The 21,934-nt window shown below is 39.7% G+C and carries 22 protein-coding genes; 15 read left to right on the forward strand and 7 right to left on the reverse strand.

The features are described from left to right. Positions 1-2 precede the first annotated feature (2 nt). Both CYAN7822_RS01810 and CYAN7822_RS01815 read right to left on the reverse strand, forming a co-directional pair. Positions 3-287 (reverse strand): hypothetical protein, encoded by a 285-nt coding sequence (locus tag CYAN7822_RS01810; protein WP_013320529.1) that lies wholly within the window; start codon positions 285-287, stop codon positions 3-5. 147 nt (positions 288-434) lie between these two features. Then, the gene (locus tag CYAN7822_RS01815) at positions 435-1,442 is read right to left on the reverse strand and encodes a phosphoribulokinase (RefSeq protein WP_013320530.1); all 1,008 of its coding nucleotides are present in this window, start codon (positions 1,440-1,442) and stop codon (positions 435-437) included. Positions 1,443-2,115: 673 nt separating this feature from the next. Here CYAN7822_RS01815 and petH point away from each other — a divergent pair. Both petH and CYAN7822_RS34300 read left to right on the forward strand, forming a co-directional pair. After that, complete coding sequence (petH, locus tag CYAN7822_RS01820) at positions 2,116-3,330, forward strand: bifunctional rod-capping linker CpcD/ferredoxin--NADP reductase PetH (RefSeq protein WP_013320531.1); 1,215 nt, start codon at positions 2,116-2,118, stop codon at positions 3,328-3,330. Between the two features lie 275 nt (positions 3,331-3,605). Beyond that, entirely contained in the window at positions 3,606-4,421 is an 816-nt protein-coding gene (locus CYAN7822_RS34300) for a late competence development ComFB family protein (protein WP_013320532.1), read from the forward strand. 41 nt (positions 4,422-4,462) lie between these two features. Here the strand turns inward: CYAN7822_RS34300 and CYAN7822_RS01830 are convergent, their stop codons facing one another. Beyond that, complete coding sequence (locus tag CYAN7822_RS01830; protein ID WP_013320533.1) at positions 4,463-5,314, reverse strand: CmcJ/NvfI family oxidoreductase; 852 nt, start codon at positions 5,312-5,314, stop codon at positions 4,463-4,465. Positions 5,315-5,400: 86 nt separating this feature from the next. Then, positions 5,401-5,607, reverse strand: a complete 207-nt coding sequence (locus CYAN7822_RS01835; RefSeq protein WP_041933096.1) for a hypothetical protein — start codon at positions 5,605-5,607, stop codon at positions 5,401-5,403. Positions 5,608-5,781: 174 nt separating this feature from the next. On the opposite strand from CYAN7822_RS01835, the gene ftsH2 reads away from it, so the two are divergent. The 3 genes from ftsH2 (at position 5,782) to CYAN7822_RS01850 (ending at position 9,558) form a co-directional block, all read left to right on the forward strand. Next, positions 5,782-7,668 (forward strand): ATP-dependent zinc metalloprotease FtsH2, encoded by a 1,887-nt coding sequence (ftsH2, locus tag CYAN7822_RS01840; protein WP_013320534.1) that lies wholly within the window; start codon positions 5,782-5,784, stop codon positions 7,666-7,668. Between the two features lie 203 nt (positions 7,669-7,871). After that, positions 7,872-8,810, forward strand: coding sequence for a LysR family transcriptional regulator (locus CYAN7822_RS01845; protein WP_013320535.1), 939 nt, complete (start codon positions 7,872-7,874; stop codon positions 8,808-8,810). A gap of 214 nt (positions 8,811-9,024) precedes the next feature. After that, positions 9,025-9,558, forward strand: coding sequence for a hypothetical protein (locus CYAN7822_RS01850; protein WP_013320536.1), 534 nt, complete (start codon positions 9,025-9,027; stop codon positions 9,556-9,558). A gap of 4 nt (positions 9,559-9,562) precedes the next feature. Here CYAN7822_RS01850 and CYAN7822_RS01855 read toward each other — a convergent pair whose 3' ends face one another. Beyond that, positions 9,563-10,435 carry a Tab2/Atab2 family RNA-binding protein gene (locus tag CYAN7822_RS01855; RefSeq protein WP_013320537.1) on the reverse strand — a complete coding sequence of 291 codons (873 nt, stop codon included), beginning with the start codon at positions 10,433-10,435 and terminating at the stop codon, positions 9,563-9,565. A 140-nt stretch (positions 10,436-10,575) separates the two neighbouring features. Continuing rightward, complete coding sequence (locus CYAN7822_RS01860; RefSeq protein ID WP_013320538.1) at positions 10,576-11,586, reverse strand: glycosyltransferase family 2 protein; 1,011 nt, start codon at positions 11,584-11,586, stop codon at positions 10,576-10,578. Between the two features lie 256 nt (positions 11,587-11,842). Between CYAN7822_RS01860 and CYAN7822_RS01865 the strand changes: the two genes are divergently transcribed. Next, on the forward strand, positions 11,843-12,778 hold the full coding sequence (locus tag CYAN7822_RS01865) for a hypothetical protein (protein WP_013320539.1): 936 nt from the start codon (positions 11,843-11,845) through the stop codon (positions 12,776-12,778). 19 nt (positions 12,779-12,797) lie between these two features. After that, positions 12,798-13,286: a crossover junction endodeoxyribonuclease RuvC gene (locus CYAN7822_RS01870; protein ID WP_013320540.1), complete on the forward strand. Its 489-nt coding sequence runs from the start codon at positions 12,798-12,800 to the stop codon at positions 13,284-13,286. A 528-nt stretch (positions 13,287-13,814) separates the two neighbouring features. Here CYAN7822_RS01870 and CYAN7822_RS01875 read toward each other — a convergent pair. Next, positions 13,815-14,879: a patatin-like phospholipase family protein gene (locus CYAN7822_RS01875; RefSeq protein WP_013320541.1), complete on the reverse strand. Its 1,065-nt coding sequence runs from the start codon at positions 14,877-14,879 to the stop codon at positions 13,815-13,817. A gap of 339 nt (positions 14,880-15,218) precedes the next feature. Between CYAN7822_RS01875 and bchB the strand changes: the two genes are divergently transcribed. The 8 genes from bchB (at position 15,219) to CYAN7822_RS37390 (ending at position 21,927) form a co-directional block, all read left to right on the forward strand. Then, positions 15,219-16,745 (forward strand): ferredoxin:protochlorophyllide reductase (ATP-dependent) subunit B, encoded by a 1,527-nt coding sequence (gene bchB / locus CYAN7822_RS01880; RefSeq protein WP_013320542.1) that lies wholly within the window; start codon positions 15,219-15,221, stop codon positions 16,743-16,745. A gap of 55 nt (positions 16,746-16,800) precedes the next feature. Beyond that, a complete protein-coding gene (locus CYAN7822_RS38505) occupies positions 16,801-16,953 on the forward strand; it encodes a hypothetical protein (protein WP_013320543.1) in 153 nt (50 codons plus the stop codon). Positions 16,954-16,968: 15 nt separating this feature from the next. Beyond that, positions 16,969-17,634, forward strand: a complete 666-nt coding sequence (locus tag CYAN7822_RS01885) for a Fe(II)-2OG oxygenase family protein (protein ID WP_013320544.1) — start codon at positions 16,969-16,971, stop codon at positions 17,632-17,634. A 17-nt stretch (positions 17,635-17,651) separates the two neighbouring features. Beyond that, the gene (locus CYAN7822_RS01890; RefSeq protein ID WP_013320545.1) at positions 17,652-18,575 is read left to right on the forward strand and encodes a hypothetical protein; all 924 of its coding nucleotides are present in this window, start codon (positions 17,652-17,654) and stop codon (positions 18,573-18,575) included. Positions 18,576-18,634: 59 nt separating this feature from the next. Next, positions 18,635-18,829, forward strand: coding sequence for a type II toxin-antitoxin system HicB family antitoxin (locus CYAN7822_RS01895; protein ID WP_013320546.1), 195 nt, complete (start codon positions 18,635-18,637; stop codon positions 18,827-18,829). A gap of 287 nt (positions 18,830-19,116) precedes the next feature. Then, a complete protein-coding gene (locus tag CYAN7822_RS01900) occupies positions 19,117-20,319 on the forward strand; it encodes an argininosuccinate synthase (RefSeq protein ID WP_013320547.1) in 1,203 nt (400 codons plus the stop codon). 162 nt (positions 20,320-20,481) lie between these two features. After that, positions 20,482-21,651, forward strand: a complete 1,170-nt coding sequence (locus tag CYAN7822_RS01905; RefSeq protein ID WP_013320548.1) for an NAD(P)/FAD-dependent oxidoreductase — start codon at positions 20,482-20,484, stop codon at positions 21,649-21,651. Positions 21,652-21,759: 108 nt separating this feature from the next. Next, complete coding sequence (locus CYAN7822_RS37390) at positions 21,760-21,927, forward strand: HEPN domain-containing protein (RefSeq protein ID WP_013320549.1); 168 nt, start codon at positions 21,760-21,762, stop codon at positions 21,925-21,927. The last annotated feature ends 7 nt before the right edge of the window (positions 21,928-21,934 follow it).

The raw sequence follows: 21,934 nt of genomic DNA on the forward strand, positions 1-21,934 counted from the left end.
TTTTACTCTTGGGTAAATGTCCTCTCAGATTCTAAAGCAGCAACAGCTATTTTTTCTCCCTCAAGAGAATGAGTAGAGTTAACTAAGGTGGCGTTTTGTGATAAAGTTACAGTTTTTTGCGAAGAGCGACCGAATAAAGACCCTATTCCCCGCTCCGAATTAGAAGCGATCGCCAAAAATGCTCCCGCTAAAATGTAAATGGGTAGAGGGAGAATAAAACCGATCACCCACTGATACAATTGAACTAAAATAAAGAGAACAATACAGGTAACTAACCAAACACCCATTGTCGTTTTCCTAAGTTTATTTCTATGTTAATAAGGATAAAAATATATTTGCTCAGATTTTCTCAATGCCGCGTCACTAAAATAAACTCGCAAGAGCCAAGTTCATTCTCTCACGAGCCGCCAATTGTTTAATATTAAGCTGAAAACTTACACAACTTGAGTAGCCACTTTAGGCTCAACAGCCGTTAAGATTTCATAAGTCTCTCTCATTTTTAGACCGACTAAAACTTGGAATAACCCGGTTCCATTATTAGAACCTGGATAATCTTTGTGCTGTTGTAACAGGTGAGTCATTTCACCGTAATATTTAGTTCCTGTCCGGCTCAGATGTTGTTCAATATAAATCATTTCTTCGAGATTATCGAACTGACCATCAATTTCTAGGATAGAAACTTCATTGCCAAAGATATTATCGGGTCCATAGTACATTTTCAGTCCTGGATAAGCACAAGTGAGCTTGCGACCACAAGGTCTCCAGTCAATGGTTGAACCCTCGTCAAACAGATAAGCGGGTTTAAAGTTTTCTAACCCTTCTTTTTGAATTAAGCGCACCCGCAGGATTTTGCTTTCAGTGTCGTTTTCAATCAGTTTTGTTGGTAAAACTTGAATAACAACATCAGCGTATTCTCTTTGTGGCTCAATATAAGCACTAAAATCGGGTTTTCTAGCGTTGATCGAGGCAATCACATCATCATAAGAGTGTCCTCTTTCTGCCATATCCCGTTGAATCTTCCAGTTAATTTTTACCTCATCAGAAATATCAAGGTAAACGCTGAAGTCAACCAAAGAGCGGACGCGCTCATCATACAGGGGGTGAAGTCCCTCAATCACGACCACTTTGTTAGGTTCTACCCGTTCGGGAGGATCAATCATCCCTGTTTCATGGTTGTAGATGGGTTTCATGATCGGCTGACCGCTCTTGAGTGCCTTGATCTGCTCGGCCATCAGATCAAAGTTATTCGCTTTGGGATCTAAAGCCGTTACCCCTGCTTTTTTTCTTCCTTGACGATCAAGGCTATGATAGTCATCTAAACAGATAACCGTCATGAATTCTTCACCGAATAAATCGGTTAAACGACGTAAAAAAGTTGATTTTCCACAACCGGAGTCTCCGGCAACTCCAATGAGAACCACGCGATCTGACTGAGTGGTCATAGTTTCCCTCTAATGCAAAACTGATTGTTAACCCGTTATTTTTTCTTTCAATGGCTCTCTCCTTGGTGGGGAGAGTTTACCTTGAGCCTGCGGGTCACTTTTTATAAGGATTATAGTCATTGCTCTATGAAATACCGCTTTTTGAGCGTTTACATAGGTCAAGACTATCCCGATAGCACCCGGCCCTTGCCTAAGTCATCTAAGCGATTTATAGTTAGTCATTCTATAGCCAAACATTTCATTTGACTATAAAATTAAGTTTGTACCCTAGTAAGTGTACGGAGTCAACCACGACACCCTAAAAATGGATGAGGTGTAAAACCCTTTCCAACTCTTGGTTGCTCTATCAGCATTAATACTAGATAGTGTGTTATGGATCATACCAGATGGGTATTCACCACACAAGGCACAGTTCGATTAGAATGAGCTAATATAGGATCTAGGCTACGGTAAATCGAACACTTTTGATAAAGAAAAAATTAAACTGCTGCCATTGTAACAGTTTTTAACATAGAAACTGAATTATTCTCACAGATGAACTGTTAATGCAAGCGGGGGAACTGAAGCTCAATAGCTCTTAGCTAAGTTTAAACGTAGCCTTGTAGCCTTCCAATGGTAGGCTATTTAAAGCACGAGATGGATTTATAGCTAAAGATTGGGAGCTATTGAAATTATGTACAGTCCAAGTGTAGTGGCAAGTTCTACTGATTCAAGTAATAATGATAACCGTCTGTTTGTTTATGAAGTGGTCGGTTTAAGTCAGAACGGAAACACTGACAAAATCAACTACCCCCTTCGCCGTAGCGGCAATTTGTTTATTACAGTTCCTTACGGGCGAATGAATCAAGAAATGCGACGTATTGCTCGCCTGGGTGGGAAAATTGTCAGTATTAAGCCTCTCAATGGAGAGATCCCCTTGCAAATGACAGCCACCAGTCAGCCCACACAACAGGCATCCAAGGAGATAGAGAAAGGTAAGTCTATGACTCAAGCACAAGTGAAAGCCAAAGACGATGTTCCCGTTAACATTTACCGTCCCAGCAATCCGTATTTGGGTAAATGTGTCGAAAATTATTCATTAGTTCGTGAGGGAGGACAGGGAATCGTTCAACACCTGACTTTTGATATTTCTGGTGGTGATTTACGCTATGTAGAAGGGCAAAGTATCGGTATTATTCCTCCCGGAACCGATGATAAAGGTAAACCCCATAAGCTTAGATTATATTCGATTGCTTCCACCCGTCATGGTGATAAGCTCGATGACAAGACCGTTTCTCTGTGTGTTCGTCAGCTAGAGTATGAGCATCCTGAAACCAAAGAGACTGTTTATGGCGTTTGCTCAACCTATTTGTGTCATTTAGAAGTGGGTGCAGATGTAGCGATTACCGGACCTGTCGGTAAAGAAATGCTACTGCCAAAGGATGAAGATGCGACCATCATTATGTTGGCAACAGGAACCGGTATTGCGCCTTTCCGGGCTTTCCTGTGGCGGATGTTCAAAGAACAACATGAAGATTATAAGTTTAAGGGCTTGGCTTGGTTAATCTTCGGTGTTCCTTATACTGGCAATATTCTCTACAAACAAGAGTTAGAAGAATTGGCAGAAACTTACAAAGATCATTTCCGCCTGACTTATGCCATCAGCCGCGAACAAAAGAATGCTGAAGGCGGACGGATGTATATTCAGCACCGAGTAGCCGAACACTCCGCCGAATTGTGGGACTTGATCCAAAAACCCAATACTCATACTTATATGTGTGGTTTGAAGGGAATGGAAGACGGAATTGACGCGGCTTTAAGCGCTCAAGCGGCGGCAAGTGGTACTGACTGGGCTACATACCAAAAGCAGTTGAAGAAAGACCACCGTTGGCACGTTGAAACTTACTAATCTCAATTAATTCCTTTCAAGAGAGTTTCTCAGGTGGGCAGTGCCCACCTTAATTTTTATCTAAATTTACAATAATTTTCCTGTTCAGAACGCTTTGATTTTTACAAATCTTCATATTTTCATTGATCTAGATCACCTAGGAATTTGGTAAAGAGGATAAATTATATATTAGACAAAAAGGAATAAGTGAAGCTGATTATAAGTCATTATACTCAAGTGGGGTTGACTTACTGAAAAGGCTTGCTATTTTAGTCAATTTCCTGGGAGCGAAAGTAATGAGCAATGTTATTCATAAATATATCAATGTGATGGAAGAATTGGTAGAAATTGAAGTCAACAAACAGTTAAAAAATTTACCTCCAATGTTTCTCAAGTACCGAGATTGTCTTAACCCGGTGGAAATTCAGACTTATGCCCTTAATCATTTACCCTGTTTGTATGCCAGCAGTACCGCCGGAAAATTTTATCAACTTGAAAAAGGAAAAACCCAATTATCAGAGCAAATTCAAACCACAGTAACCCGAGCAATAGCATCAGTTTTAAGAGACCCCATTAGACAATCAGAACCTTTATTAGAATCAATCAATCCTGACTGTATTTCAAGCGTTGAGCAAGAAAAATTAGAACAGCTTGAAAAAGCCGTTATTCATTTACAAGCTTATTTACAGGAACATAATTTAATTGAAGATGACGACGAGATCAGGGCTGATAATTTATTAAAAATTATTCGGAATAGTCTGCGAGAAGTAACAAGGCCTGTCGATCAAGTTTTACTTGAGTTACAGGAATATTTATTTCAAAAACAATTAATTGGCATTAACTGTCAAATCCACTTAGGGAATTTAGTAGAAGTTATTCGCTTGGTTCTCAAACAGAGAATAACTCATCATGCCGCCAAAATTGCTAGTCAACAAGCTTTGGAAAAAATGTCGGATTTGGAATATTACTTATCGATGAAAGATGAACTAGAACAAGAACAAGAAACTGAGTATGGCAACAATTTTATCAGTGAATTTGGACAGTTAATTCGAGATAATTATTCAGGCCAAGTCATGGGGGATGAAAAAGCCAGTTTAAAAAGAAGAAGATAACCCATACAATTTTCAACGCTCCCGCTAATCATTTGCCCATCCTAATAAAAAACCAACGTCCGAAGCTCAATGCTTTCTCTGGGCGGCGCATCGGCTGAACTGGTGGGGTCATCGAACGCTGTATGAGCCGTAAACCTTGTCTGACAATTAGAGTCTGAGTCAAAACACTTGAGAAGCAAGACTTCATCGCGTCGCATTTGGGGAAAATAATACCATCGCTGGGCCGGATTATACGAAACTAAATAGGTTTCACCGACGCGCTCACGATACACAAGGTCAGCCGCCATAAAATCTGTTAAGGCTATGGTTTGGCCATCACATACGGCAATAGGAGATTCTTGAACCGGTTCAGCCAGAGGTCGCCAAAGATTAACGATACTAAATCTTTTTTGCAACAGTTCCTCGATATTATCGACCCCAAGGGCGGCTAATTCGTCTCGCGCACGTTGATAGCCAGAAAGGAGAGTAAAGTCATTATGGACCACCTTGACTGGCTCTTTTGCCGTTTTTTCTCCTAGTTTAGCTCGCCGAGCATTGCGAACATTGTGATCGAATACTACCACTTTAGCCGCATCTAATACCTTACTCAGAAACTGTGTGGCGTGAGGATAATAAATTGAGCGCACTTGATGGTCATCGTAGAAGTTAAGGTCTGGACTTGGGCTTTCCAGTAGTACAAACCCTTGTTTGTCAAGAGATAGATTTGTGGCAATTAATCGACCATTGAGGATGGGAAGCTTACGAGTTTCATAGGTTCCACTCCGTTGAGGAACACCTGGCGGGGGATCATAGGTATAGTTAACGGGTTTTTCTTTCATGGGAATGAGGTAATTGAGACTCGCCTCAACGAAAGGCAAATTCTCAACAACTGGACTAATTACGGAAGCTTCCATGATTTAAAATACACTTTGTTGGTCAACTTAATGTATTTTAACAGAAAAAAAAAGCCGCGACGGTGTGATAGATCACTTGATATTGCTCAACATCCTCGATGGTTATAATCTAAAAAAACGCCGCCACACCACCATAAATCCCATCGGCTGTAGCCGCACCCAACCGGTGAAACCAAACCCGTCGCGGTTCCTTGGGCTAAAGTTCTATTAATACAAAGTATCCCGATGGGGCCCACTGGCGCAGCAATGGACAGCCCTATAATTAACCCTTGAATAAAAAAACCGGCATTCATCTGTATCATCTCTATCAATTTCATTGCGAGAAATCTGAGAATTACGTTAAATTTAGTTAAGAACGATCTGCTTTTTATATAAATTTGGCAAACTTTATGCTAGATATCTTGACAAAAGCAGCAAAATAGAATAATAGAAATACTTTCTTGACCATCTAAGAGAAACATTAAAACATGAAAATTTCTTGGAGAACCGTTTTACTCTGGACAATACCCCTGCTAGTGGTAGGGTTTTTCCTTTGGCAAGGGACATTCACGCCGGCCACCAGCATGGTAGGCAATAATACCGCCAGTACCCGCATGACCTACGGACGCTTTCTCGAATATGTAGAAGCCGGACGGGTTCTATCGGTTGACCTCTATGAAGGAGGACGCACAGCCATAGTCCAAGCAGTTGATCCGCTAATTGAAAATCAAGTGCAAAGGTTACGGGTGGATTTACCCTCTAATTCTCCAGAATTGATCTCTAAGCTAACCGATAAAGGAGTCAGCTTAGATGTACATCCTCTGCGTAATGATGGGGCGCTGTGGGGATTTTTGGGCAATTTACTCTTTCCCATTCTCTTAATTGCGGCTCTATTTTTCCTCTTCCGCCGTTCTAGCAATATTCCCGGCGGTCCAGGCCAAGCCATGAATTTTGGCAAATCTCGCGCGCGCTTTCAAATGGAAGCCAAAACCGGCATTATGTTTGATGATGTAGCCGGTATTGACGAAGCCAAAGAAGAATTACAAGAAATCGTTACCTTCCTCAAACAGCCTGAAAAATTTACCGCAGTAGGGGCAAGAATCCCCAAAGGAGTCTTATTAGTCGGGCCTCCCGGAACCGGTAAAACCCTACTGGCTAAAGCCATTGCCGGAGAAGCCGGCGTGCCTTTCTTTAGCATTTCGGGGTCCGAATTTGTGGAAATGTTCGTCGGGGTTGGGGCCTCCCGAGTCCGTGATTTATTTAAGAAAGCCAAAGAAAACGCACCCTGTTTAATCTTCATCGATGAAATTGACGCAGTAGGTCGTCAACGGGGGGCTGGTATCGGTGGTGGGAATGATGAACGCGAACAAACCTTAAACCAACTGTTAACCGAAATGGACGGGTTTGAAGGCAATACCGGCATTATTATTATTGCGGCTACCAACCGCCCTGATGTGTTAGACTCCGCCTTGATGCGTCCGGGACGTTTTGACCGTCAGGTAATCGTCGATGCGCCCGATGTAAAAGGACGTTTAGCGATTTTAGAAGTTCACGCCCGCAATAAAAAATTAGCCTCAGAAATTTCCTTAGATGCGATCGCCCGTCGGACTCCTGGGTTTAGTGGGGCAGATTTAGCCAACTTACTGAACGAAGCCGCTATTCTCACGGCCCGTCGTCGTAAAGAGGCGATTACCATGTTAGAGATAGACGATGCGATTGACCGGGTAATTGCCGGTATGGAAGGCACTCCCTTAGTAGATAGTAAGAGTAAGCGGCTAATTGCTTATCATGAAGTGGGTCACGCCATCGTGGGGACTTTAATCAAAGATCACGACCCTGTACAGAAAGTTACCCTAATTCCTAGAGGACAAGCACAAGGGTTAACTTGGTTCACTCCTAATGAAGAACAAGGGTTAACCACCAAAGCGCAAATCATGGCCCGCATTGCCGGTGCGATGGGAGGCCGAGCCGCCGAAGAGGAAATCTTTGGTTATGATGAGGTTACCACCGGTGCCGGGGGAGACTTACAACAAGTTTCAGAAATGGCCCGTCAAATGGTGACACGTTTCGGGATGAGTGATTTAGGTCCTTTGTCTTTAGAGAGTCAAAGCGGAGAAGTATTTTTAGGGGCGGGTTTAATGACTCGCGCTGAATATTCTGAAAAGGTAGCCACGAGAATTGACGATCAAGTGCGGGCCATTGTCGAACATGGTCATCAAATGGCTAAACAGATTATTCGGGATAATCGAGAAGTGATTGACCGTTTGGTTGATTTGTTAATCGAGAAAGAAACCATTGACGGCAAAGAGTTCCGTCAGATTGTGGCTGAATATACCCATGTTCCTGACAAAGAAGAGTTAATTCCTCAGCTTTAAGGGATTTATCATAATTTGCTAACAATAGGGGACGGTGTGTAACCGTCCTTTCAATATTTTGTCAATTGTTGTAGGATTAGACTTTTTGTTCAGTTTTGTTTATCTAGTTAAAAATCTATATCGATTAATATTGGCATTGACTTATTTCTATGGATGAGGGTAAGATAATAGGCGATATATACAATAGATAGGGAGACAGGCTCTTGATACAGGCAACTCTACATCAGTTAAGAGTTTTCGAGGCAACGGCCCGTCACGGAAGCTTCACCAAAGCGGCAGAGGAATTATACATTACTCAACCTACTGTTTCGAGTCAGGTTAAGCAACTGACGAAGGCCATCGGTTTACCTCTATTTGAACAAATCGGTAAACGCCTCTATCTGACTGAAGCCGGTAATGAATTATTAAAGACTTGTCAAGATGTGTTTGACAGACTCGATAACTTTGATATGAAAATTGCCGACTTGAAGGGGACGAAACAGGGTAGCCTCCGTTTGGGGGTAATTACCACGACAAAATACTTTGTTCCTAGATTGTTAGGAGCTTTTTGTGAACAGTATCCGGGAATCGATATATCCTTACAAGTCACCAATCATCAGCAGCTACATCAGCGAATGCTCAATAATGAAGATGATTTGTATATTTTAAGTCAAATTCCCGAGGATGTTGACCTTAACAGCCAAGCTTTTTTAGATAATCCTTTAGTTGTCGTAGCCAGAAAAGGTCATCCTTTAGCTAAAAAGTCAAGAATTCCCATTAGCGAACTCAATGGAGAACCTTTTATCATGCGTGAAACGGGTTCAGGAACTCGTCAAGCCGCACTCAAACTGTTTAATCAACATAGGGTTTCTGTGAAAGTGCGTTTGGAACTCGGCAGTAATGAAGCGATTAAACAAGCCATTGCCGGGGGTTTAGGGATCTCAGTGCTGTCTAAGCATACCCTACTGTCTACGAGTGAAGACCTTACGATTTTAGATGTTCAGCACTTTCCCATTGAAAGATCTTGGTATGTGGGTTACTTAGCCGGTAAACAATTATCAGTGATTGCGAGAACTTTTTTACAGTTTCTCATTGATGAAACTAAAAGTATGGAGATCTATGACTTTTCTAAAAATGGCAATGGTTACTCTATAGCTGTATGAGTTTGAGCTTTTTATTTTTAATAAAAAAAAACTTAAAATAACTCCACTTCCACGAATTAAGCCTGCCTACGCAGGCTCTTTTTTTATGCTATCCCCTGATGAATTAAGAGTCTTTTATTAAGATATATGTACTAAAAGATCGGTTTTGTTGATGGTATTTTTTTAGGAACTATAATTACGGCTAGAAATTACATGATCGCAGAAAAACTAAACAATGAAGACGAGACGCAAATTTTTGGCTGTTGCTGCACTGATGGCCACGGTGGCTTCTCTAACTTATAGCCTGTCCTCAACAAGGGCTGAAGACAACAAGGTTCAATTGATGTTTGTGCAGACTGCTGAAGATTTCAAGGTCGAGGGGAAAACCTTGCGCCTAGTCAATGTCAATCAGCAGACGTTGTATTTCTCGGATCGCCCAGTGCGGATCGCCGGGCACCTCACCATGCCCGCCTATTTCGATGAATGGAAAGCCAGGGAAGGTCCCGACAATTTTGGCAATGATCCACCCAACGCCACCCTTTCGGTCTATGAGTCAGGTCGTCAAGAGAACACCCTTACTGTAGTTGAGATCACTCATCCCGTCATTGATGGGAAGGATTTAGTCTACAACTACAAGCTGATCAATGGTACGATGCCCAAATCTGGAGGAGCAACCGCGTTGTTCATTGATTGGATCGGTGTGGGCGGTGGAGTCGGCCCGGGTTTTCACGGCGTAGGGGCTGGCGCTCGCGGGGTGGGCATCTACTAAACTTCTAATTTTCTTCCTTTAACAACCAAAATCCTGCAAAAGATTCTGACTCCGGGCTAGATTGAACTGCTAAAAAATGGACATTATTAGCTCTTTTTTTCGTTTCTTCAAACCCTTTAGCTTCAGACAAAATTTGAGGATTAGTAACATTAATGACAATCCAGCTATCACTAACGCCAGTTTCTAGCCGCACGATGGGGCGATCACTCTCTTCAAATTTTAAATAACCCATCTCTAACCCTGACATCCAACCCGCTAAAGGAAGGGCGCGAGAAGAATAAATAATTAAGCCAGGAATTTTGTTTTTGGGGTTAATTCCCAGCATTGAGAGGGGAAAAGCTTCGCCAAAAGCGATATCCCATTCTTTGAGTTGAGCAAAAGCTTCGGCCTCTAAACTGACAAAAGCATATTTATCGCCTTTATCTCCTCTGATAGCATCCGGAAGGGGAATAGCATTTAAACCGGGATATTGTACAGAAGTGGATAGAGCCGCTTTTTGATCATATCCTTCTTGTTGAGGATAAAACTCTTTCATTCTCTGTTCAATCCACTGATTTAAAGCATAAGTTCGGCGGCTCGGAGCCGCATCTATACCGGCTTCCTCACAAGCTTTAGTGATCATATTATTCATTTGCCGCCGAAAGAAGCGAATTTTTTTGGGAGCTTTTCCGGCTTGGGCGATGGCTTTTTTAAGGGTTTCTGCTAACCAAAGAGAATTAACCGTTTTACTAGAGCAAAATTCCGAATATTGAAACAAAGAATCCGGCGATAAATCCGGCTCGGTGGGGGCTTCACAAATTAAAACTTCCCATAATTTTTTTTCGTCTTCATCTAAAATTGGACGAGAATAAAAATCAAGTTCCCAAATCGTTCCCATAGTTAATCGTTCAGTTGTAAGTGGTTAGCCAAAGGCACTGGCAAATTCCTGCTGTAACTAGGTTTTCACCTTTAAGGCTATGAATAGCCTTTCCTTGGACTGGGGTGCGGAACGAGTTCCGCACTGCTATATAATTAATCTTAAGAGTTTTGGCCAATAATTTCTCTAACTCGGTATATGGGGCGTTTTTGAGATTCATGATAAGTCCGCATTACTAACTCAGCTAATAATCCAAAACTCAACAATTGTATGCCGGTTAAAAATAGCAGCACCGCTAAAATTAGTAAAGGACGATGACCAATACTTGTCCCATAAAACAGTTTAATAACAGTTAAATAAATTCCAAAACCTGTTCCTAATAACATTGAGATTAAACCAAATAGCCCAAAGACGTGCATCGGGCGAGTCAGAAACTTTTTGATAAAAAAGACAGTAAATAAGTCTAGTATTACCCGAGAAGTTCTGCCTAAGCCATATTTACTTTTACCATAACGCCGGGCATGATGACCCACTGGGATCTCTGTAATTCTCGCTCCCTCAATGTAAGCTAAAGCCGGCAGAAAGCGATGTAATTCGCCATACAGATTCATATCAGCCAATACCTCGGCTCGGTAAGCTTTTAGAGAACACCCATAATCATGTAATTCTACACCTGTGGCTCGCCCAATTAACCAGTTAGCTATTTTAGAAGGAAGTAAGCGGGTTAATTGATCATCTTGTCGGTTTTTACGCCAACCACTCACAAGGTCATATCCTTCATTTAATTTAGCTAATAATTTGGGGATATCAGCCGGATCATTTTGTAAGTCCCCGTCAAGAGTAACGATAATTTTACCTTGAGCATATCTAAAACCTGCTGCCATTGCCGGGGTTTGACCATAATTACGGCGTAAAATAACGGCTTTTAAGTCACTCCTCAAAGCGGCTAATTCCCGCAGCACTTCAGTGGAACCATCTCTAGAACCATCATCAACGCAGATAATTTCATAATCTAACCCAGTTTCTCTCAATGTGCTGGCAATTGTCTCCACCAATGAGGTAATGCTTTCTACTTCATTATAGATAGGCACAACCACAGACACTTGTGGGAAAAGGGAAGTGATCGGTTTTGATGTGACTGTCGCCTTGTTGCTCCCAGACTCATTGATCATTGACTGACTCCTCAAACCATTCTTGAACTTTATGATAGCTTTTTAATTGCCAATGCCCAATCTATTATTGAGCCAATGGGGAAACTCCCTATCAGCAGGTTTTACTCCCAAGCCAGACGTAATCATGGATGATAAAGTTCAAGTATTAGCTAAAACTTAGCCTAAATTAACAATAGCTTAACAAGAGCGCTATAAAGCACCCGATAATTTAAGCTAGACTAAGAATAAATCTTTCTATGATTCCCTAAGAATATATATGTTTACTGGACTTGAATTGATGTCACTCAGTCTAGTCAATGAGGTAGAAGTTCAAGAAGAATCATCTCATCAGGCAGCCGAAGCATTAGGTGATCCCATTGAACTGAAAAATAATAATTTGGTTGAACAAAAAAGAGAATTCAAGAAAATTGATCCTCTCGAATTACAATCAAACCCTTCTAATGATCCATCTTTACCTTTAGTGGTGACTACTCCCCAGGTCAATCAGCAAAAACCTGAAGAAATTAATGGGGTTTTTAGCCAACTAAAATTTGATAACTTTCAATCTTCTTTAACGCTTAATTCGGGGAGTCTTAAGAGTTCTTTTGCTTTACCGTTAGGCTTGACATGGTATCTAGAACTTAGGGGAAGTCAGAATAATTTAACTGAGCAGCCTAACTGGACAAGCACCTCAAGTTTTTCTCTCAAAAAATTTATAGACTGGTTTCATAACGAGTTGTCTAATGCTCAAGAAACCTCTCAAAGTTCCTCTCCTCATGGGCTTAAAGTAATCGTCCCTAATGACCTAAAATTTTCTCAGACAACTTGGCTCAACTTGAACAACTTTACCCCGAATGAAATTGATCAAACTCCGGACTATTTACGCAATTTAAATACCTCAGCAAAAGCCTTATCTAATCGTCGTATTAGCCAAGAATTTAATTTTTCGTGGGATGCCAATTTAAATAATGTCTCTCTAGGCTTTACTTCTCCGTTACCTGGGTTTTTGAATGATGAATTGGAAGTAAGAAATAATAGTAATATTTCCGAAATTATTATTAATCATTTTCCAGCTAATGAGCCGCTTCAAGGAACGGTTAGCTTAAAATATAGAATAGCTATTGATAAAAATATGAAACTGGAATTACATCATGATCATAATTTAAATAACAATAGTAATACGACATTTGTTAGATGGGTAGAAAAATATTAAATTCAATCATTTGGCAACCATGAGTAAACGATGGCTCGGACTAGATCCCGGATTAGCACGAATTGGGTGGGCTGTATTAGAAATTGATGAACCCCTACCAGCCCAATTGCTTGATTATGGTACAATTGAAACCTCTAAACGTTGTCCTACTCCTGAAAGATTATTAGAAATTGAAAAGGATATTTCCGAAATTTTACAAGAGTTTCAACCTCAAGCAGTGGCCATAGAAATGCCGTTTTTTGGTCGCCAAATTAAAGCCGCAGGGGGGGTTATACAAGCGCTTGGGGTATTAAATTTGGTCATTTATCGTGAGCTTAAAATTCTTCCGATTTTGCTACACCAATCTTCTTGGAAATGTTATTTAGATCATGGACGAGCGACTAAACAAGAAGTTGCCGAAATTATCCAAAATATTTTTAACCTAGATAGTCTTCCTATTGATGATACTGTGGATGCAATTGGTATTGCTTACGCCGCGTTGTCTGGTGTTAGAAATCAGATCGATTAAGTACGAAGTGATTTTTATTAGGCTTCTTGCAAAATAAACGATTTTGAACTAAAAAAACCACATAAAAGAGTAAATATTCTAAAAAATTACTAAAAAATTAATTATACAAGAGGTCTATTTATGTCTAGGTAATTGCCGGCTCAAAAAAATTTTTGCCTTCTTAAAAAAAATTTTTGTCCACTCAAAAAAAATTTTTGCCTTCTTAAAAAAAATTTTTGTCCACTCAAAAAAATTTTTGCCGGCTCAAAAAAAATTTTTGCCGGCTCAACAAAAAATTTGCCTTCTCAAAAAAAATTTTTGCCTTCTTAAAAAAAAATTTGTCTTCTCAAAAAAAATTTTTGCCCACTCAAAAAAAATTTTTGCCCACTCAAAAAAAATTTTTGCCCACTCAAAAAAAAATTTGCCCACTCAAAAAAAATTTTTGTCCACTCAAAAAAAATTTTTGCTTTTTCCTATCTCAAGATTAGAGGAGAGATTGAGGGCTTAAGAGGGTGCTAGGGGGTGATAGCAATTCTTTTTGCCCTAAAATCAAACATACCAACTGGTAGGTTGAAATAACTCATCATCTATATTCTCTAAAAAGGCTTTAGCTTGCTTTTGTCCATCTTCAATTAACTGATGGATATGAGAGGGGTGGCGGTCTAGTTTTGAGGCATAATCTAAAAGGGCGACTAATTCAGAATTAATAGCAATCAGACGAATTTGAATTTTTTTGACGGGATTTTTCGCCAAAAAATCTTCTGTAAAAGCCCCTTGCTCCAACCAATTATTAATCATGGTAATTAACTCAATTTCTGCCCCTAATAAAATATTACCAGCTAATTCATTGTGACGCTCTAAAATATCCACTTCTGTTTTGGGTTCACTGTCTCGTGCTTTGGGATTAATTTTAATGATCCAAACTTCATCAGGTCGATTGTCTCGCTTCAAAATTCGACTTAGGGGTGGATTTTCAGCAAATAAACCATCCCAATATAATTCTCCCTCAATGGGAACCGCTTTAAAATAAGGCGGTACAGCACAAGAAGCCAGGATAGAATCTACAGTTATTTCTCCCTTAGTAGAATCAAATACTTTAAAAGTCCCTGAAATAATATTCACCGCTCCCACTAATAACTGAGGACTACTCGGTTTAACTAATTGTTGAAGAGAGTCAAAATCAACGTGCTTTTCTAAAAGAATTTTTAGGTCTAAAAATTCCTTCCTTGGTGTAAAATTTAACCAAAATTTTTGCCAAGCTTCTAAATTGTCAGGATTAACACTAAAGGTAGGAATTAACCCACTATCGGCTAATCGACGCGCTTGAAGTAACCAATTATTAAAAGACACTTCCCAAAGATTTGTCGCGGTGTTATCCTGCCAAAAATCCAAAAGGGGCTGAAATACCGGTTCAGTTGAGCCAAAAGCGGCTTTGAGGAGTCCATACCAAGTCAGCAAGGCACAAATTCCGCCGCCAGATGTTCCACTCAAGCTGACAATGTCATATTGCTGATGAACGCCTGCCGCCAGAAGTTCTTGTAACACGCCCGCAGTAAATGCTGTATGACTGCCTCCTCCCTGACAAGCAATCGCAATTTTTTTTCTATGTCTCATATTGTCGCTCTGTGAAAGCTAAGTAAGTTTGTGGTCACTCATTAAAGTTAACTGTCAGACTAGGCAATAGACAAGGGGCAATAGAAAAAGGTTATGAGGATTTAAATATTGCAAGAGCAAGCTTGACAATCTTTAGCATTAAGATTTGTATCATTAAAACAACAAAAATGTTGTTTATATCGCTTTCAAACCCTTGGTAGCTCAAGATTTGGGCTATCAATCCCTTATGTAACGTTGTTTTAGCATTCCCCCTCAAAAGAGGACAACTCTGAGACAATTCATATACAGTTCAAAACCAAGTCATTATTTTTGCTCAAGTCAGCTTATAGGGAGAACTCTATGAAATTAGCTTACTGGATGTATGCCGGCCCCGCTCATATCGGCACTCTACGGATCGCCAGTTCTTTTAAAAATGTCCATGCAATTATGCACGCTCCTTTGGGAGATGATTATTTTAACGTGATGCGCTCGATGTTAGAACGAGAACGCGATTTTACCCCAGTAACCGCTAGTGTTGTGGATCGCCATGTTTTAGCCCGGGGTTCTCAAGAAAAGGTGGTAGATAATATCGTCCGTAAAGATACTGAAGAAACCCCGGACCTGATTGTTTTAACGCCTACCTGTACCTCCAGCATTCTACAAGAAGATTTACAAAACTTTGTAGATCGGGCCCAAATGGATGCTAAAGGCGATGTGATGCTGGCCGATGTTAACCATTATCGAGTCAATGAATTACAAGCCGCCGATCGAACCCTTCAGCAAATTGTGCAGTTTTATCTCGAAAAAGCGAAAAAGAAAGACTTATTACCGTCAGGAAAGAGCGAAAAGCCCTCGGTTAATATTATTGGGGTTACTACTCTGGGTTTTCATAACCAGCACGACTGCACCGAATTAAAACGGTTAATGGCAGATTTGGGAATTGAAGTCAATGAAGTCATTCCCGAGGGCGCATCCGTGCAAAATTTAAAGAGATTGCCTCGCGCTTGGTTTAATCTGGTTCCTTATCGGGAAGTGGGGTTAATGGCGGCTCGTTATCTAGAGCAAGAGTTTGGAATGCCTTATGTGGATATTACCCCGATGGGTGTGGTAGAGACTGCCCGTTGCATCCGTAAGATTCAACAATTGCTCAATGAACAGGGGGCGGCGGTTGATTATGAAAACTTTATCGAAGAACAAACTCTTTTTGTTTCTCAAGCGGCTTGGTTTTCTCGTTCCATTGACTGTCAAAATTTAACGGGTAAGAAAGCGGTAGTTTTTGGGGATAGTACCCATGCGGCGGCGATGACGAAGATTTTGTCCCGAGAAATGGGAATTCATGTGGTTTTAGCGGGTACTTACTGTAAGTATGATGCTGATTGGTTTAAGGAGCAAGTGAAGGAGTATTGTGATGAAATCCTCATCAGTGAAGATAATGCACAAATTGCTGATGCTATCGCTCGGATTGAACCTGCGGCTATTTTTGGCACTCAAATGGAACGTCATGTCGGTAAGCGTTTAGATATTCCTTGTGGGGTAATTGCCGCACCGATTCATATTCAAAATTTCCCTCTCGGTTATAAGCCTTTCTTGGGGTATGAAGGCACAAATCAAGTGGCAGATTTGGTTTATAATTCTTTCACTTTGGGGATGGAAGATCACCTGTTAGAAATTTTTGGCGGTCATGATACTAAGGAAGTGATTACTAAGTCGGTTTCGGCTGATTCTGATTTGAATTGGAATAAGGAAGCACAGGCGGAATTGAATAAAGTTCCGGGTTTTGTGAGAGGTAAAGTTAAGCGTAATACTGAAAAGTTTGCCCGAGAACGTGGGTTAAATGAAATTACCCTTGAGGTGATGTATGCGGCTAAAGAAGCTGTAGGCGCTTAGTTGATTTTCGGGTGGGTGTGAAAGCCCACCTTTAATAATTCAAAATTAATAAGTGATGAATAAGTTACCCGATACAAAAACTCTATTAGAGTTGCTAAAAATTGCTAAAGAAGCGGAACAAAAAACTAGAGAATTATTCGAGAAAGGAGAAACGTTTGCTCAGAAGTGGGAAAGCCGGTTAGAGGTAAAACGTAAAATCGTAGAATAGACAGAGATAATCAATATGCTATTAACTAAAGAAGATTTAACAATTTTATCTCAAAATGGATGGCTTTATAAACAAAATAATACAGCATTTAATATTCTAGATATAGGACAACAGCTAGGACAGCCAATTCCTGCAAAAAAAGGTAGAAATTTAATAGATATTATTACTCCTAAAACTAGAGAAAATGCAAAGCCAGGATCATTATCTTCAATTTATGGATTAGACGAAATACCTTTTCACACCGATGGTGTCTATCATAAAATTCCACCTCACTATGTAATATTTAGCTTTTCTCATGACTTACCTTATTCTTCTGCTATTAAAATACTAGATTTTGAAAGTATTAAATTTACAGAAGATGAAATTAAAACTTTATTTTATGAAGTTTGGATCGTTGAAGATGGGTATAATAAATTTTATGCTTCAGTCTTAAGTAAATTTGCGGATAAAAATACTATTTTTTTAAGATACAATGAGGCTTGCATGAAACCTTGTCAGAGTATGGCTAAGGATTCAGCTATGCTCCTAAAAGACAACTTGAATACATCGACTCCTAAAAATATCAATTTTCAACCGTTTTCAATACTTATCCTCAACAACTGGCGGATTTTACATGGACGTGATAAAGTAGAAAATAGCCAGTATGTTAATTTTGCCTTACAAAGATTGTTTATTGTTTAAAAAAACAGATAAATAAAATGAGTGATTGGGATTATGAAGGGTTTTGGCACAAAGCTAAAATATATATAAAATATGGAAATGAGGCAACTGAAGATAGTCCTTTATTTCCTTTTTGGTATTTTTTGGCATTAGAATTATTAGCTAAAGCAACATTAGCTAAGATACATCCAGTATTACTAGCTGATACTAATAATAATAATAAAGAAGAGAGTATTTTATATGCTTTTGAACGTCCAATTAAAATTAAAAATAAAAAACCTACTACAATATCAGTAAGTACAGTGTTTTCAAGATGTGAATCTTTTGTCGACAATTTTACTAACAAAGAATCGCAGAGTTGTAATAATTGGATGGAACTGAGGAATATAGAATTACATACAGGAAGACCAGCTTTTGAAGGGTTAAAAACTGATACATGGTTACCTGAATATTATAGAATTTGCCAAATTTTCCTTGCTCATCAGCATAAAGATTTGGAGGATCTATTTGGAAATGGGAGAGGAGAAGCCGCAAAAACAGCAATTCAATCAGTTGAAAATGATCTTGTATCGATGGTCAAAGAAAAAACAAACAAAGCGAAAATTTATCATGAACAATTGACTCCTGATGAAATTGAAATAAGAATATTAGAAAAAGACCAGAAATATAATAATCTAAACGATGAAACAAAAAAAATGATTGAATGTCCAGCTTGTAAATCTGACTCAATTATTCAAGGAAAAATTATAGACTACAGTGAGCATAAAATTAAATTGATAGATGGGACTTTTGTTACAAATATATCTGTATTGCCAACAAAATTTGAATGTTTAGTTTGCCGACTCTCTTTAAATGAACACGTAGCATTAAATGCGGCTAAGATCGGAGGACAATATACAGTTCCTTATGAAGAAGATCCCGAAGCTTTTTTCTGGGAGCCAGATGAATATATGGATGAATAAAATAAATCCTTTTATTTACTAATTTTAAAAATAAACTTTACCAACTTAAAAACATCAAGATGCGATATCAAGTTAAACTAAAAAAAACAGAAGAAGGTTATGCCGTATGGTGTCCAACTTGGCCGGGATGTTGGTCACAAGGAGACACCGAAGAAGAAGCTTTAGAAAATATCAAAGATGCCATTCAAGCTTATTTAGAAACACTTGAAGAATTAAACCAAGATGCTGAATCTTATTATGTGGAAGTCGGTTAAATAGGGTTATACAATGGCTGGAATTATCAGAGATGCTGGTTTAACTATTGAAGAGTTTCAAGAATTATTATAAATATTGTTCTAACAAAAGTTCTTCTCACTAAGAAAACTTCAGAATAATTTCAGATTTGTTTTACCCGATTTATACTAAGAGACAAAATCTAAAATAATCATTAATAAATTGTTCAATCATTATAACAACTAAGAGAGAAAAACTCCCCATAGACTAACCTTAAGAAAGATACCTGATACAATAACCGTTTAGTCATTTTAAAGGTGAAAACTGTATGGGTCGTGCCAATAAAGTTGTGTTAGCCTATTCGGGTGGTGTAGACACCTCAGTCTGTATTCCTTACCTAATCAAAGAATGGGGAGTACAAGAAGTGATCGCCCTAGCGGCTGACTTAGGACAAGGTGATGAACTTGGCCCTATTCAACAAAAAGCCCTCAAATGTGGGGCAGTAGAATCATTAGTCGCCGACGCTAAAGAAGAATTTGCCAAAGAGTACGCTTTCGCTGCTATAAAAGCTAATGCTTTGTACGAAAATCGCTACCCTCTCTCCACCGCTTTAGCCCGTCCGCTAATCGCTAAACTGTTAGTAGAAGCCGCCGAAAAATATGGGGCGGATGCGGTTGCACACGGATGTACGGCAAAAGGAAACGATCAAGTGCGCTTTGATTTAGGGATCTTAGCTCTTAATCCTAACCTTAAAGTCCTCGGCCCCGCCAGAGAATGGGGCATGACTAGAGAAGAAACCATCGCTTATGGGGAAAGATATGGGGTTGAATCTCCCGTTAAAAAATCTTCTCCGTTTAGTATCGATCGCAACCTTCTCGGACGCAGTATCGAAGCGGGGCCGCTAGAAGACCCCATGACGGAACCCCCCGAAGAAGTTTTTCTGATGACCAAAGCGATCGCCGATACTCCTAATGAACCGGAGTATATTGAGATCGGTTTTGAAAAGGGAATTCCTGTCTCGATCAACGGTAACTATCTCGATCCCGTCACTCTCATTACCCAACTGAATGAAACAGTGGGTAAACATGGGATAGGCCGCCTTGATATGATCGAAAACCGAGTGGTAGGCATTAAATCGCGGGAAGTGTATGAAGCGCCGGCTTTATTAGTGTTAATTGATGCTCACCGGGATTTAGAAAGTCTGACCTTAACCGGAGACGTTACCCACTACAAGCGGGGAATTGAGGAAACCTATAGTCACTTGATTTATCAAGGTCTGTGGTATAGTCCTCTCAAAGAAGCCTTAGATGCTTTCATCGATAAAACTCAAGAAAGAGTGACCGGTACAGTACGGGTGAAATTATTTAAAGGCAAAGCCACTATAGTCGGTCGTAAGTCAGATTATTCTATTTATACCCCAAGTTTAGCCACTTATGGCGCTGATGATAAATTCGATCATAAAGCGGCTGAAGGCTTTATCTATATTTGGGGACTCCCGACAAGGGTTTGGGCCCAAAAGGCTAAAGGCTAGTTTTTAAAGTGGGTTGAGGGTTTTGATTTCAACCCACTCTTTTACAAAGGCGCTATGTGTCAAAATTATTAAAGTTTTTCAATCCAAAAGCACAATCTCAAAAGGTAAAATTTAGTTACACCTGGTAAGTGCCTATTGCCTTTTGCCATACTGACATCTAACATGACCAACTACGACATCATCGTTATCGGTGGCGGAATTACCGGTTCTGCACTCAGTTATGAACTCGCCCTCAAAGGACTTAAAGTTCTCCTACTAGAAAAAGATGCTATTTCTCATAATGCCACCCGATATAGTTATGGGGGGTTAGCCTATTGGTGCGGAACAACCAAATTAAACCGACAACTCTGTCAAGAAGGAATTGATCTTCATCGCAACCTTTCAGCAGAATTAGACGAAAATACAGAATTTAGAGAGATAGATTTAGTTTTAACCATTGACCCAACTGATGACCCTCAAACTGTCTTTGAAAGTTACTCTATTTTTGCGATTCCTCCTCAACTCTTGACGGTAGAAGAAGCTTGTCAACTCGAACCTCTCCTTAATCCTAATGCTATTTCAGGAGTATTAAAACTGCCGCATGGTCATATTAATGCCCAAAAAACCCGAGACGCTTATCAACAGGCCTTTCTGCGTTTAGGGGGAGACATTAAAATAGAATCCGTTGTTAAACTTTTAGCTAACAAAAATCGGATAGAAGGAGTTGTTACTCCACAACAAAAAATTACTGCTAACTCGACAATTGTTTGTGCAGGAGCATTGAGTCGTTCTCTTTTACAAGCCGCAGGTATTCCGGTTAAACTTTATTTTACTCATTCACTTTCCCTTGAAACGCCGCCCATAGAAGACCTTAAACTCCGTACCTTGGTTATGCCAGCCATACAAAAACGGTTAATCATGGAGTCTCAATGGACTACCTCCTCTCAACAACTCTATTGGGATAATCCAACGCCAGATTTAAGGGAGGGAATTATTGAACCTGGGGCGATCCAATTTAAAGACAAAAGTTTTGTTTTAGGCCAAATGAGTCAAGTGCGGACTGATTATTTTGCTGACATTGATTTCGTTATCTCTGAGGCGGAAATACGCGCAGAAGTAGGCAGAATACTACCTCTATTATCTAATATACCAGGAAAGTTACACAGTTGTCTAGTGGCTTTTGCCAATAACTCTCAACCTTTAGTGGGAGAAATTAATAATTATTCGGGGGTTTATTTGTTTTCTGGTTTCACCAGTCCTTTAATTTTTGCTCCTCCTTTAGCGAGGCATTTTGCCAGTTGGATAGTAGGAGAAGATGATCAGGTTATTCCTCAGTTATCACCAGTAAGTTAGCAATTAAGAGGGATCATAAGTAAAGCCGCCACAGAGTTTGGAAATCAATTTGAGATTAGAGCTTATAATTATGGATAAGCTCAATTAATTATTATTTTCCTAGCTTTAATGAGTCCAAACACTTATCAAGAGTGGCTAAATGTTGCTCTAGAACGTATTGCTGATGCAGAAGCTATACATAAACATAATCCGAACGCAATAGGTGCAGTTTATATGGCAGGCTATGCTATTGAATGTAGTTTAAAAGCTTTGTTACAAAAGAAGGCTATTCCTTAAACCGAGG

Origin of the sequence: Gloeothece verrucosa PCC 7822, assembly GCF_000147335.1 — a bacterium.
Taxonomy (GTDB): domain Bacteria; phylum Cyanobacteriota; class Cyanobacteriia; order Cyanobacteriales; family Microcystaceae; genus Gloeothece; species Gloeothece verrucosa.

Coding starts and splice junctions, on each gene's coding strand:
- CYAN7822_RS01810 (WP_013320529.1), bottom strand. CDS start 287: ATGGGTGTTTGGTTAGTTACCTGTATTGTTCTCTTTATTTTAGTTCAA.
- CYAN7822_RS01815 (WP_013320530.1), bottom strand. CDS start 1,442: ATGACCACTCAGTCAGATCGCGTGGTTCTCATTGGAGTTGCCGGAGAC.
- petH (WP_013320531.1), top strand. CDS start 2,116: ATGTACAGTCCAAGTGTAGTGGCAAGTTCTACTGATTCAAGTAATAAT.
- CYAN7822_RS34300 (WP_013320532.1), top strand. CDS start 3,606: ATGAGCAATGTTATTCATAAATATATCAATGTGATGGAAGAATTGGTA.
- CYAN7822_RS01830 (WP_013320533.1), bottom strand. CDS start 5,314: ATGGAAGCTTCCGTAATTAGTCCAGTTGTTGAGAATTTGCCTTTCGTT.
- CYAN7822_RS01835 (WP_041933096.1), bottom strand. CDS start 5,607: ATGAATGCCGGTTTTTTTATTCAAGGGTTAATTATAGGGCTGTCCATT.
- ftsH2 (WP_013320534.1), top strand. CDS start 5,782: ATGAAAATTTCTTGGAGAACCGTTTTACTCTGGACAATACCCCTGCTA.
- CYAN7822_RS01850 (WP_013320536.1), top strand. CDS start 9,025: ATGAAGACGAGACGCAAATTTTTGGCTGTTGCTGCACTGATGGCCACG.
- CYAN7822_RS01855 (WP_013320537.1), bottom strand. CDS start 10,435: ATGGGAACGATTTGGGAACTTGATTTTTATTCTCGTCCAATTTTAGAT.
- CYAN7822_RS01860 (WP_013320538.1), bottom strand. CDS start 11,586: ATGATCAATGAGTCTGGGAGCAACAAGGCGACAGTCACATCAAAACCG.
- CYAN7822_RS01865 (WP_013320539.1), top strand. CDS start 11,843: ATGTTTACTGGACTTGAATTGATGTCACTCAGTCTAGTCAATGAGGTA.
- CYAN7822_RS01870 (WP_013320540.1), top strand. CDS start 12,798: ATGAGTAAACGATGGCTCGGACTAGATCCCGGATTAGCACGAATTGGG.
- CYAN7822_RS01875 (WP_013320541.1), bottom strand. CDS start 14,879: ATGAGACATAGAAAAAAAATTGCGATTGCTTGTCAGGGAGGAGGCAGT.
- bchB (WP_013320542.1), top strand. CDS start 15,219: ATGAAATTAGCTTACTGGATGTATGCCGGCCCCGCTCATATCGGCACT.
- CYAN7822_RS38505 (WP_013320543.1), top strand. CDS start 16,801: ATGAATAAGTTACCCGATACAAAAACTCTATTAGAGTTGCTAAAAATT.
- CYAN7822_RS01885 (WP_013320544.1), top strand. CDS start 16,969: ATGCTATTAACTAAAGAAGATTTAACAATTTTATCTCAAAATGGATGG.
- CYAN7822_RS01890 (WP_013320545.1), top strand. CDS start 17,652: ATGAGTGATTGGGATTATGAAGGGTTTTGGCACAAAGCTAAAATATAT.
- CYAN7822_RS01895 (WP_013320546.1), top strand. CDS start 18,635: ATGCGATATCAAGTTAAACTAAAAAAAACAGAAGAAGGTTATGCCGTA.
- CYAN7822_RS01900 (WP_013320547.1), top strand. CDS start 19,117: ATGGGTCGTGCCAATAAAGTTGTGTTAGCCTATTCGGGTGGTGTAGAC.
- CYAN7822_RS01905 (WP_013320548.1), top strand. CDS start 20,482: ATGACCAACTACGACATCATCGTTATCGGTGGCGGAATTACCGGTTCT.
- CYAN7822_RS37390 (WP_013320549.1), top strand. CDS start 21,760: ATGAGTCCAAACACTTATCAAGAGTGGCTAAATGTTGCTCTAGAACGT.